The organism is Pseudomonas sp. HLMP (genome assembly GCF_046365545.1).
Lineage (GTDB): Bacteria > Pseudomonadota > Gammaproteobacteria > Pseudomonadales > Pseudomonadaceae > Aquipseudomonas > Aquipseudomonas guariconensis_B.
Window position 1 is genome coordinate 4,396,649 of sequence record NZ_JBDLLR010000001.1, and the last position, 12,346, is coordinate 4,408,994.

Genomic DNA, 12,346 nt, shown 5'->3' on the forward strand with positions numbered 1-12,346 from the left:
CCTGGGGCGCGAAGCGGCCCTAGGACCACCCGTTGCCAGCATTCACAGACTCGCCCTCAACTGAGCACAAGTTGGCCCGGCTCTTGCTGAACGATACTCACAGGTAGCCAACGGCGGTTGCCCCCACTCCCGACAAAGACGTCGCTCCCCCTCCACCTCGGTGGACAGGGAAGCGGCGTCTTTTTCGTTCCGCCCTGCGCAGGCAGGGCATGACTACCGCTGCAACCGCGCGAGGTGTTCGATGAGTACGAGCTTCTGGAAATCCGGGCATGTGCCCACCCTGTTTGCCGCGTTCCTGTACTTCGACCTGAGCTTCATGGTCTGGTACCTGCTCGGCCCTCTGGCGGTGCAGATCGCCGCCGACCTGCAACTGAGCGCCCAGCAACGGGGCCTGATGGTCGCCACACCGATCCTCGCGGGCGCGATACTGCGTTTCGCCATGGGCCTGCTGGTCGATCGCCTGTCGCCGAAGACCGCCGGCCTGATCGGCCAGGTGGTGGTCATCGTCGCCCTGGCCTGTGCCTGGCAACTGGGCGTGAACACCTATGAACAGGCCCTGCTGCTGGGCGTGTTCCTCGGTTTCGCCGGTGCCTCGTTCGCCGTGTCGCTGCCCTTGGCCTCCCAGTGGTATCCACCGCAGCACCAGGGCAAGGCCATGGGCATCGCCGGGGCCGGCAACTCCGGCACGGTGTTCGCCGCCCTGCTGGCGCCCGCCCTGGCCGCAGGCTTTGGCTGGAACAATGTGTTCGGCTTCGCCCTCGTGCCGTTGCTGCTGACCCTGGCGCTGTTCGCCCTGCTCGCCCGCAACGCGCCACAGCGCCCCAAGCCCAAGGCCATGGCCGACTACCTCAAGGCCCTCGGCGATCGCGACAGCTGGTGGTTCATGTTCTTCTACAGCGTCACCTTCGGCGGCTTCATCGGCCTGGCCAGCGCCCTGCCCGGCTACTTCAGCGACCAGTACGGCCTGAGCCCGGTCACCGCCGGCTACTACACCGCCGCCTGCGTGTTCGCCGGCAGCCTGATGCGCCCGCTGGGCGGCGCCCTGGCCGATCGCTTCGGCGGTATCCGCACCCTGCTGGCCATGTACAGCGTGGCTGCAGTGTGCATCGCAGCGGTGGGTTTCAACCTGCCCAGTGCCACTGCCGCCCTGGCCCTGTTCGTCAGCGCCATGCTCGGTCTGGGCGCCGGTAACGGCGCAGTCTTCCAGCTGGTGCCGCAGCGCTTTCGCCAAGAGATCGGGGTGATGACCGGACTGATCGGCATGGCCGGCGGTATCGGCGGCTTCCTCCTGGCCGCCGGCCTCGGCGCCATCAAGCAGCATACCGGTGACTACCAGCTGGGCTTGTGGTTGTTCGCCAGCCTGGGCCTGCTGGCCTGGTTCGGCCTGTACGGTGTCAAGCAGCGCTGGCGCACCACCTGGGGCTCGGCGGCCGTCACCACGGCCCGCATCTGAACGCCGCCCATGGACTTGCGACTGAACTTCGCCCAGGCCAGCGCCACCGGGCCGCGCGTGGAAAACCAGGACGCCCTGCGCCTGGTCACGCCGGCAGCGGAGCTGGCCGCCAGCAAGGGCTACCTCTTCGCCCTCGCCGACGGCGTCAGCCAGTGCGCCGACGGCGGCCTGGCGGCACGGGCCAGCTTGCAGGCGCTGGCCCTGGACTACTACGCCACCCCGGCGACCTGGAGCGTGGCCCAGGCCCTCGATCGCCTGCTGCTGGCACAGAATCGCTGGCTGCGCGCCCAGGGCAACGGCCAGCCCCTGCTGACCACCCTCACCGCCCTGGTGTTGCGCGGGCGCCGCTTCACCCTGGCGCACGTCGGCGATTGCCGCGCCTACCGCTGGCACGACGACCAGTTGCAATGCCTGAGCGAAGACCATGTCTGGGACCAGCCCGGCATGCAGCATGTGCTCAAGCGTGCACTGGGCCTGGACCAGCACCTGCTGGTCGATTACCTGGAGGGCGAGCTGCGCCACGGCGAATGTTTCCTGCTGCTGAGCGATGGGGTGTGGGCAAGCCTGGGGGACCAGCGCATCCGTTCGCTGCTGCGCGAGCAGAGCGACCTGCAGGAGGCCGCCGACACCCTGGTCGCCACGGCCCACCGCTGTGGCAGCCAGGACAACGCCAGCGCCCTGCTGGTGCGGGTCGAACAGCTCGGCCCGACGAACCTCGGCGACACCCTGGCGCAGTTGCAGCAATGGCCGATCCCGGCCGCGCTGCGCCCAGGTCAGTCGCTCGATGGCTGGCACATCGAGGCCTTGCTGTCGCGCAGCCAGCAATCGGTGCTCTACCGCGCCCGTGACAGGCAGGGGCAAGCCTGGCTGCTCAAGACCCTGCCCGCCCACCAGGAAGGTGCCGCCCAGCGCCTGCTGCTGGAAGAGTGGTTCCTGCGCCGGGTCAGCGGCCGACACTTCCCCGAGGTGCATGCCGCCAGCCAGCGCCAGCACCTGTACTACCTGATGCGCGAGTATCCCGGCCAGACGCTGGCCGCCCTGCTGGCCGAGCACGGGCCGCTGTCGTTGGCGCGCTGGCTCGAAGTGGCGCGCCAGTTGCTGCAGGCCGTGGGCATCCTGCACCGGCGCAACCTGCTGCACCGGGACATCAAGCCAGACAACCTGCACCTTGGCGACGACGGCCAGTTGCGCCTGCTGGACTTCGGCCTGGCCTACTGCCCGGGCCTGTCCGAGGATACGCCGCACCTATTGCCCGGCACGCCGTCGTTCATCGCCCCGGAAGCCTTCGAAGGCCAGCCTCCCAGCCCGCGCCAGGACCTCTACGCAGCCGGCGTGACCCTGTACCACCTGCTGACCGGCCACTACCCCTATGGCGAGATCGAAGCCTTCCAGCGCCCGCGCTTCAGCCACCCGGTGAACCCAGCGCGCTATCGCCCCGATGTGCCGGAGTGGCTGCAGCACAACCTGCAGCAGGCGGTGGCCGCAGACCCCGGCCAACGCTTCGAAACCGCCGAACAATGGCTGCTGCTGCTCGAGCGCGGCGACCGCCAAGACTTGCCCGGGCGCCCTCGCCCCCTGCTGGAACGCGAACCACTGAAGACCTGGAGAACCCTGGCGCTGCTTTCCCTGCTGCTGAACCTGATCGTGCTGTTCGCCCTGTTCAAGGGCTGAACGGTGCCTGCCCATGAGGAGAATACGAATGAATGCGAAAGTCTGGCTGGTCGGTGCCGGCCCTGGAGACCCCGAGCTGCTGACCCTCAAGGCCGTGCGTGCGCTGCGACAGGCGCAGGTGGTGCTGGTCGATGACTTGGTCAATCCCGCCATGCTGGAGCACTGCCCAGGCGCCCGGGTCATTGCCGTGGGCAAGCGCGGCGGCTGCCGCTCCACGCCCCAGGCGTTCATCCAGCGCCTGATGCTGCGCCACGCCCGCCAGGGCCGCTGCGTGGTTCGACTCAAGGGCGGCGACCCGTGCATCTTCGGCCGCGGCGGCGAAGAAGCGCTGTGGCTGCAGGCGCGGGGCATCGAGGTGGAGGTGGTGAACGGCATCACCGCAGGGCTGGCCGGCGCGACGCAGTGCGGGATCCCCCTGACCCTGCGCGGCGTCAGCCGGGGCGTGACGCTGGTGACAGCGCATACCCAGGATGACAGCGAAGTGAACTGGCAGGCCCTGGCCGAGGGCGGCACGACGCTGGTGGTGTACATGGGGGTGGCGCGGCTGGAGCATATCCGTCGCGGCCTGCTGGAAGGTGGTATGGCGGCGCACACACCGGTGGCGATGATCGAGAACGCCTCGTTGCCCCAACAGCGGGCGTGCCGCAGCCGGTTGGGTGGGATGACGGACGACGCCCTGGCGTTCGGCCTGCGCAGCCCGGCGATCCTGGTCATTGGCGAGGTCGTGGGCGAATCGGCAGCGCTAGCGGGCGAGTTACGGGCATTGGTGGGTTAGCGAAGCGGCCCCAATAAAACCCCCACCAAAGAAAAACCCGGCCGAAGCCGGGTTTTTCCGTGAAGCATCAAACCAATTACTTGGCCTGGGCTTCGACCTGAGCTTCAACGCGACGGTTGATGGCACGGCCTTCCGAGGTGGCGTTGTCGGCGACCGGACGGGTCTCACCGTAGCCAACCGAATCAACACGGGAGGACTCGATGCCGTACTGCTCGGTCAGGACCTGCTTGACCGCATCGGCACGACGCTCGGACAGTTTCTGGTTGTAAGCGTCAGGACCAACGGAGTCGGTGTGACCTTCAACAGTGGTGGTGGTCTGCGGGTACTGCTTCATGAAGTCAGCCAGGTTCTGGATGTCACCGTAGCTGTTCGGCTTGACCACCGACTTGTCGAAGTCGAACTTGACGTCCAGCTCGACACGTACGACTTCGGCGACTGCCGGGCAGCCGTCGGCGTCAACGGTGACGTTGGCCGGAGTGTCAGGGCACTTGTCGACGTTGTCGCAGACGCCGTCGTTGTCGCTGTCGGCGCAGACTTCGGCAACCGGAGCAGGCGCGACTTCAGCTTGCTTCGGGCTACCGCCGAAGTTCAGGCCGATACCGACGCTCGGTGCCCACTCGGTGTCACCCTGGTCGATGTTGTACTGGGCTTCTACGCCAGCACGGGCGTAGAACATGTCGGTGATGTACCACTTGGCACCGGCGCCGACGTTGGCGAAGGTGGAGTGGTCACGACCGCTGCGACCGGTCTGGCGGATGCTCTGGTGCGAGAAACCAGCCGAAACGTACGGACGGATGGCGTCGTACGGGTTGTTGAAGTGGTAAACGGCGTCCAGGGCGGTGTTGGAGCCCAGGATGTTCTTGCCGTCGTCGCCACGCGCGTTGTGAACTTCGTCGTAGCCCAGGCGCAGTTCGACGTCGTCGGTCAGGAAGTAACCGATCGAACCACCGAACAGGTTACCGTCGTTCTTGAAGTTGCGCTGGCTGTCGAAGAATTCCTTCTTGTAGAAGATCTCGGTTTCGACGGCGCCTTGACCTTGTGCCAGAGCGCCAATCGAAGTGGCGGCTACAAGCGAACCAATGGCCAAGCCCAAGGTGTTTTTCAATTTCATCCGTTAAATCCCCATCTGGTGATAGTTAAGCAGTCCCGACAAACTCCGGGGGACAACTCGTCGGCAAGTCTAGCAGAACTCGCCGGTTGGTTAGAGGTATTTACCAGCCACTAAGTTTCAGTCAACCCGGCAAATTTCTCTCTAAGCTTGTCGAGCGCCCGTTTGTAGCGCATTTTCGTGGCGCTCAGGCCCATGTGCATGATGTCAGCGATCTCCTGGAACTCCAGCTCTGCGACAAATCGTAGCACCAGGATTTCGCGGTCGATCGGGTTGACATGGACCAGCCATTTATCCAGCCCGCCTTTCTCTTCGGCCTTCGGAGCCTTCTCTTCGGACGCCTCTTCGACAGGGTCCAGACTCAGGGCATCCATCAGCCGCCGCTTGCGACGCTCCTTGCGGTACTGGGTAATGCATTCGTTGTAGGTAATGCTGTAGAGCCAGGTCTTGAACTTGGACTTGCCCTCGAAGTTCTTCAGACCGTACAGCACCTTCAGCATCACTTCCTGACAGACATCGTCCGCATCCCGGTCGTTCCCCAGGTAACGCGCACAGACGTTGAACAGGGTCCGCTGGTAGCGCCGCATGAGTTCCTCATAGGCGCGGGTAACGTGATACAGCTCCTCATGCGAACGCGCCACCAACTCCTCGTCGGTGAGCTCGCGGGGGTCATAGCGCATGGGCAGCGAGTGAACTTTATTCAAAACGGATCTGGCCGACAGTCAGGTCAATGTCGCCGCTCGGCCCCCTTGGGCCGTTTTTCGCGGCGGCATACATTAACAGCTTTTGTGCGGTTAGCGGCTATTGACTCGTTGTTCGAGCAATGCTCGATTGGACAGCGACACCAATTCGCCATCATCGGTCAACAGTGTCGTCTTGACCGTACCGATCTCCTCGATCTGCCCTTCGACCTCGCCAATCTGCACCTGTTGGCCCACTTGGTAGAGTTCGCGAACGTAGATGCCGGCCAGGATCTGCCCGGCGATTTCCCGGCTGCCCAGGCCCATCGCCAGTGCAACGGCCAGACCAACGGTAATCAGGCCGATGACGATCACGTGGTTGAGCAGGTCGGTCTTGACCTCCAGCTGGCTGATGGCCACCGAGATGCTGATGATGATCACCAGCCCCTGGACAATACGCCCGACGCCCGCGGCATATTCCAGGCCGATGCCCTCGGCGGCGCCGCGCACCAACCCGTTGACCACCTGCGCCAGGAGCACGCCGGCGAGCAGCACCAGGGCCGCGCCGAACACCTTGGGCAGGTACAGGGCGAGCATGTCGAGGGTCGCCGAGACCCGCTCCAGCCCCAGGGATTCGGCGGCGGACACCAGGAAGATCAGCAGCACGAACCAGTAGACGATCTTGCCGATCAGGGTCGAGATCGGCACCTGGATGCCGACCCGGCCAAGCATCTTGGTCAGCCCGGTACCGCTCATCAGGCGATCCAGGCCAAACTTGGCCAGCAGTTTGGACAACAGCGTATCGAGCAGCTTGGCCACCACGAAGCCGAGCAGCACCACGACCAGGGCACCGAACAGGTTGGGGATGAAGTTCGCCACCTTGGTCCAAAGGGCGGTCATGGCGGTGACCAGGCTCTGGGTCCAGAGATCGAGTTCCATATTCAATCGGCCTTATCAGCTTTTCTGCCAGCGGCAGGGTTGCGGCGCACCGGCGCGACATGCGCCGAGCCATTGTTCACGGCGATCAGCAGCGCCTGGCTCCAGCGGCCCAGCAGACTGAACAGATCGCCCGCGCCGACCTGGCGGTTGGCGGTTTTCAGGACGCGACCCAGGCAGGCGGCGTCGTCGCGGTCATGGCCGGACGGCGATGCCTTGAGCAGGTCACGCAGGGATTCTTCAAACGGATCGTGCATGGGCACCTCGCGCAGTATCTGTCAGAGACGAGGGCGCCGGGCAATGGGTCACACTGGGATGTGGGACGCATGTTTCAAGACCAGCGCAGGACGACCTTTTCGCGGGCAAGCCCTTGAGAGCGGCGCGGTGGCTGTGGGAACGGGCTTGCCCGCGAAAAGACCGCCCCAGCACACTCCTCATCTATACCCACCGCAAGCGTCGGAACAGCCACCACTGCCCCGCCGCCAGCCCCAGCACCACCAGGCAGGCGAAGAGGAAGCCAAAGGGGCTGTCCGCCCCCGGAATACCGCCGACATTGATGCCCAGCAGCCCGGTGACGAAGCTCATGGGCAGGAAGATGCAGGTGATGATGCCGAAGCGGTACATGGTCCGGTTCATCCGTTCGCTACGCCGCCGGTCCTCGGTCTCCAGCACCAGGGCAGCCCGCTCGCGGGTCAGTTCCAGCTCCTCCAGGTAGCGGATCAGGCTGTTGTTGAGCTCGTTCCAGTAATCGGCGTCGGCATCGGCGAACCAGCTCCACTTGTTGCGCGCCAACTGGGCATAGATGTCGCGCTGCGGGGCGAGGAAACGGCGCAGGCCGGCGGCCCGACGGCGGATCTGTTGCAGGCTGCCCTGGGCAGGGCTATACCGTTCGTCGGATTCCACCTTCTCTTCCTCGAGATCGACCACCTCCGACAGGTCGCTGACCAGGGCCTGGACCTTTTCGGTGAGCAGCTCGCCCATCAGCAGCAACAGCTCGGAGGCCGACTTGGGCCCCCGACCTTCCTCCAACTGCTGGAGGATCTCGTCGCTGGCGCGCAGCGGCCGCAGGCGCAGGGACACGACCCGCTGCGCCTGGGCGAAGATACGCACCGAGACCATGTCCTCGGGCTCGGCCCCCGGGTTGAGGTTGACCCCGCGCAGGAACAGCAGCATCTGCTCGCCAGCCAGCGCCAGCAGGCGCGGCCGGGTGTTTTCCTCCAGCAACAGGTCGCAGGCGAACTCACTCAGGCCGCTGTCGCGCAGCAGCCAGCTGCGGGTCTGCGGATGGCTGCGGTCCCAGTGCAGCCAAAGGCTTTCCTGCGGTTGCAGGTCAAGAGCGTCCAGTTCGGTCCGGGCAATCGTGCGTGCGCCGCCTTTACCATCGAGCACCAGGGCATGCACCAGCCCCCACTGCGCGTTGTCTTCCTCGAACATTCAAGCTCCATCAGCGCCCGCGGCGCGTCACTCCGGCATCTGCAGCGGGCTTGGTGAGACGATCACACCGTTGTTGTCGGCATACACGTATTCCCCCGGGCGGAAGGTCACCCCGGCGAAGGTCACCGGCACGTTGAGGTCGCCGATACCGCGCTTGTCGGTCTTCATCGGGTGGCTGGCCAGGGCCTGGACGCCGACGTCGGTCTGCACCAGCACGTCCACGTCACGCACGCAGCCATAGATCACCAGCCCTTCCCAGCCGTTCTTCGCCGCCTTCTCGGCGAGCATGTCGCCCAGCAGCGCCCGGCGCAGCGAGCCACCGCCGTCGACCACCAGGACCTTGCCCTTGCCATCGAGCTCGACCTGCTCCTTGACCAGCGAGTTGTCCTCGAAGCACTTGATGGTGACGATCTGGCCACCGAAGGAATCGCGACCGCCGAAGTTGCTGAACATCGGCTCCAGCACCTGGACCAGGTCGGGGTAGGCGTCGCACAGGTCGGGCGTTACGTAATGCTGCATGGGAAACTCCTGTCAGTCACAACGAAAGGGCGGATCTTGCGGGTTGCTGCCAAGGCTACACCTTGGGTGGTGTCGCAGTCACCCAGGACCGAGCAGTCATGTTTGCGGCGCCTGTACTGGCCCATTCGCGGGCAAGCCCGCTCCCACAGGGACCGCTGCTGAACTTCCGGATTGCGCTGTCCCTGTGAGAGATCACCCAGCGCTGTCGCGCAGAGAACAGAGAGCGAAAGGGCAACGAGAACCCTGTGGGAGCGGGCTTGCCCGCGAATGGGCAGTACAGGCGCGTAAAACTCAACTGGCAGGCACAGCCTCCGTCACCCCCACCGCCCCGTGCAACGGCGCCAGCGGGTCACGCAGCCAGCGCTCCACCAACGGCCACACCTGCGCCTGGGCCGCCTTGCTGACCAGCATGTCGACATGCCCGAAGGCATCGAAGCCCTCCTCGCGCCCCAGACGCAGGAACTGATTGTGCCCACCGCCCAGTTGCTCGAACAGCTTGCGACAGGCCCACACCGGATCCTGGTAGTCCGCCGCCCCCGCCACGGCCAGCACCGGCACCTCGACCTGCGCCAGCCCTGCCCACCAGTCGTCCTGCTTGTCGCCGAAACGCCCGAACAGGCCATGCCAGCGCAGGCTCTCCAGGGCCAGGCCTATCGGTTCGTCCTCTGGGCCACGCTTGAGCCGTGAGCCGGACAACTGGCCGAAGCGCTTGAGCAGCAGGCGAGCGCTCCAGGCCACCGGCGGTACTTTCAACGGCCAGTAGACCCGACTGACCTGGGTGCCGAAGAACGCCGCGCTGGCCACGCTGCCGGCCTGCAGGTAACCCCCGCCGAGCGCGGCGGCCAGGGTGGTGCCGCCAAGGGAGTGACCGATCCAGTGCGCGACCTGCCCGCTCTGCTCCTGGACGAACGCGGCGATCACCGGCAGGTCGAAGCGGGCGTAGTCGGCGACCCGGTTGTAGCGCCAGGCGCGGTTGCGCGGCGACAGGCCGTGCCCCCGCATCTCCGGGATCCACACATCGAAGCCGGCGCGTGCCAGGTAGGCCCCCAGGCCAATCCCCTTGGGCGAGTACCAGAACCGCCGGTTGGAAAAACTGCCATGCAGGAGGATCACCGGCACGCCCTGGGCGCGGGGCTGGTCGGCCAGGCCCAGGCGGGTCATGGCCAGCTCGACGCTGGGGTCGGGGCTGTTGCCGGCCTTGATCCGGTACACGTCTTCGCTGAGGTCGCCACGGCGCTCGGCACTGAGCAGGGCCACGGGGAACAAGGTACTGCTGCTTTGCATAGGTCGATTGCACAAAAAAGGGCGGGATCCATTGCTGGAACTCGCCCTGGATGAAACCAGGCGGGAGCGCCATGGGGCGCTCCCGCGTTCACTGCCTCATGCCGCGCCCTGGTCCTCGGCCAGGAAGAACCAGGTCTCGAGCACCGAGTCCGGGTTCAGCGACACGCTCTCGATACCCTGCTCCATCAGCCACTTGGCAAGATCCGGGTGGTCCGACGGGCCCTGGCCGCAGATGCCGATGTACTTGCCGGCCTTGTTGCACGCCTGGATGGCGTTGGCCAGCAGCTTCTTCACGGCCGGGTTACGCTCGTCGAACAGGTGCGCGATGATCCCTGAGTCGCGGTCCAGGCCCAGGGTCAGCTGGGTCAGGTCGTTGGAACCGATGGAGAAGCCGTCGAAGTATTCGAGGAACTCGTCGGCCAGCAGCGCGTTGGACGGCAGCTCGCACATCATGATCACGCGCAGGCCGTTGACGCCACGGCCCAGGCCGTTCTCGGCGAGCAGGTCGACCACCTGGCTGGCCTCGCCCAGGGTACGCACGAACGGCACCATGATCTCGACGTTGGTCAGACCCATCTCGTCGCGCACGCGCTTGAGGGCGCGGCACTCGAGCTCGAAGCAGTCACGGAACGACTCGCTGATGTAGCGCGAGGCGCCACGGAAGCCCAGCATCGGGTTCTCTTCTTCCGGCTCGTACAGCTTGCCGCCGATCAGGTTGGCGTATTCGTTGGACTTGAAGTCCGACAGGCGCACGATGACCTTTTTCGGGTAGAAGGCCGCAGCCAGGGTGCTGATGCCCTCGACCAGCTTCTCGACGTAGAAACCGACCGGGTCGTTGTAGCCGGCGATGCGCTTGTCGACGCTTTCTTTCAGGTCCGCCGGCAGGCCGGCATAGTTCAGCAGTGCCTTGGGGTGCACGCCGATCATGCGGTTGATGATGAATTCCAGGCGCGCCAGGCCGACACCGGCGTTGGGCAACTGGGCGAAGTCGAAGGCGCGATCCGGGTTGCCGACGTTCATCATGATCTTGAACGGCAGCTCCGGCATGGCATCGACCGAGTTCTGCTTGACGTCGAAGCCCAACTCGCCTTCGAAGATGAAGCCGGTGTCGCCTTCGGCGCAGGACACGGTCACGCCCTGGCCGTCCTTGAGCACCTGGGTGGCGTTGCCGCAACCGACCACGGCCGGGATACCCAGTTCACGGGCGATGATCGCCGCGTGGCAGGTACGCCCGCCACGGTTGGTGACGATGGCGCTGGCGCGCTTCATGACCGGTTCCCAGTCCGGGTCGGTCATGTCGGAGACCAGCACGTCGCCCGGCTGCACCTTGTCCATTTCCGATACGTCGTTGATCACACGGACCTTGCCGGCGCCGATGCGCTGGCCGATGGCACGGCCCTCGACCAGGACGGTGCCCTTTTCCTTGAGCAGGTAGCGCTCCATGACATTGGCGCTGGCGCGGCTCTTCACGGTCTCCGGGCGCGCCTGGACGATGTACAGCTTGCCGTCGTCACCGTCCTTGGCCCATTCGATGTCCATCGGGCGCTGGTAGTGCTGCTCGATGATCATCGCCTGCTTGGCCAGTTCGCTGACTTCGGCATCGCTCAGGCAGAAGCGCGCGCGGTCGGCACGGTCGACCTCGACGGTCTTGACCGAGCGGCCGGCCTTGGCTTCGTCGCCGTAGACCATCTTGATGGCCTTGCTGCCCAGGTTACGGCGCAGGATGGCCGGACGGCCGGCCTGCAGGGTGCTCTTGTGCACGTAGAACTCGTCGGGGTTGACCGCGCCTTGTACCACGGTCTCGCCCAGGCCGTAGGCGCCGGTGATGAACACCACGTCACGGAAGCCCGACTCGGTGTCGAGGGTGAACATCACGCCGGCGGTACCGGTTTCCGAACGGACCATGCGTTGCACGCCGGCGGACAGGGCGACCAGCTTGTGGTCGAAGCCCTGGTGCACGCGGTAGGCGATGGCGCGGTCGTTGAACAGGGAGGCGAAGACCTCCTTGGCGGCGCGGATGACGTTGTCGACGCCACGGATGTTCAGGAAGGTTTCCTGCTGGCCGGCGAAGGACGCGTCCGGCAGGTCCTCGGCGGTGGCCGAGGAGCGCACGGCGACGGCGAGATTGGGGTTGCCCTTGCTCAACTCGGCGAAGGCGCTGCGGATCTCGGCGTCCAGGCGCGGAGGGAATTCGGCGTCCATGACCCACTGGCGGATCTGCGCGCCAGTCTTGGCCAGGGCGTTGACGTCGTCGACGTCCAGCGCATCGAGCGCAGCGTGGATGCGGTCGTTCAGGCCGCTCTGTTCGAGAAAATCGCGGTACGCCTGAGCCGTAGTGGCAAAGCCGCCCGGCACCGATACGCCGGCACCTGCGAGGTTACTGATCATCTCGCCCAGGGATGCGTTCTTGCCCCCCACATGCTCTACATCATGGACGCCGAGCTTATCGAGGGAAACTACGTACTCTACCAAGGTGATCTCTCCAC

Annotated in this window: 11 protein-coding genes; 3 read left to right on the forward strand and 8 right to left on the reverse strand. The window is 65.5% G+C overall.

Annotation, left to right across the window (positions count from 1 at the left end; all coding sequences use genetic code 11):
* The first annotated feature begins 241 nt into the window (after positions 1-241).
* Genes ABFA30_RS20285 through cobA form a run of 3 tightly spaced genes read left to right on the forward strand, consistent with a single transcriptional unit; the run spans position 242 to position 3,899 of the window.
* Positions 242-1,453: a nitrate/nitrite transporter gene (locus ABFA30_RS20285; RefSeq protein ID WP_253080509.1), complete on the forward strand. Its 1,212-nt coding sequence runs from the start codon at positions 242-244 to the stop codon at positions 1,451-1,453.
* Positions 1,454-1,462: 9 nt separating this feature from the next.
* Positions 1,463-3,124, forward strand: a complete 1,662-nt coding sequence (locus tag ABFA30_RS20290; protein ID WP_253090884.1) for a bifunctional protein-serine/threonine kinase/phosphatase — start codon at positions 1,463-1,465, stop codon at positions 3,122-3,124.
* A 28-nt stretch (positions 3,125-3,152) separates the two neighbouring features.
* Positions 3,153-3,899, forward strand: coding sequence for a uroporphyrinogen-III C-methyltransferase (cobA, locus tag ABFA30_RS20295; protein WP_253167555.1), 747 nt, complete (start codon positions 3,153-3,155; stop codon positions 3,897-3,899).
* A gap of 76 nt (positions 3,900-3,975) precedes the next feature.
* On the opposite strand, the gene ABFA30_RS20300 is transcribed toward cobA, so the two are convergent.
* From ABFA30_RS20300 to ppsA, 8 genes are all read right to left on the reverse strand, one after another.
* On the reverse strand, positions 3,976-5,010 hold the full coding sequence (locus tag ABFA30_RS20300; RefSeq protein ID WP_253090882.1) for an OmpA family protein: 1,035 nt from the start codon (positions 5,008-5,010) through the stop codon (positions 3,976-3,978).
* 110 nt (positions 5,011-5,120) lie between these two features.
* The gene (gene sigX / locus ABFA30_RS20305; protein WP_225786968.1) at positions 5,121-5,711 is read right to left on the reverse strand and encodes an RNA polymerase sigma factor SigX; all 591 of its coding nucleotides are present in this window, start codon (positions 5,709-5,711) and stop codon (positions 5,121-5,123) included.
* 90 nt (positions 5,712-5,801) lie between these two features.
* A complete protein-coding gene (locus tag ABFA30_RS20310; protein WP_225786969.1) occupies positions 5,802-6,626 on the reverse strand; it encodes a mechanosensitive ion channel family protein in 825 nt (274 codons plus the stop codon).
* 2 nt (positions 6,627-6,628) lie between these two features.
* Positions 6,629-6,880 carry a CrfX protein gene (locus tag ABFA30_RS20315; RefSeq protein WP_225786970.1) on the reverse strand — a complete coding sequence of 84 codons (252 nt, stop codon included), beginning with the start codon at positions 6,878-6,880 and terminating at the stop codon, positions 6,629-6,631.
* Positions 6,881-7,061: 181 nt separating this feature from the next.
* Positions 7,062-8,057 (reverse strand): zinc transporter ZntB, encoded by a 996-nt coding sequence (locus ABFA30_RS20320; RefSeq protein WP_253080513.1) that lies wholly within the window; start codon positions 8,055-8,057, stop codon positions 7,062-7,064.
* Positions 8,058-8,084: 27 nt separating this feature from the next.
* On the reverse strand, positions 8,085-8,576 hold the full coding sequence (gene rraA / locus ABFA30_RS20325) for a ribonuclease E activity regulator RraA (protein ID WP_253080514.1): 492 nt from the start codon (positions 8,574-8,576) through the stop codon (positions 8,085-8,087).
* A 291-nt stretch (positions 8,577-8,867) separates the two neighbouring features.
* Entirely contained in the window at positions 8,868-9,860 is a 993-nt protein-coding gene (locus ABFA30_RS20330) for an alpha/beta fold hydrolase (protein WP_410045843.1), read from the reverse strand.
* A 96-nt stretch (positions 9,861-9,956) separates the two neighbouring features.
* Positions 9,957-12,332, reverse strand: coding sequence for a phosphoenolpyruvate synthase (gene ppsA, locus ABFA30_RS20335; protein ID WP_225786974.1), 2,376 nt, complete (start codon positions 12,330-12,332; stop codon positions 9,957-9,959).
* Between the last annotated feature and the right edge of the window lie 14 nt (positions 12,333-12,346).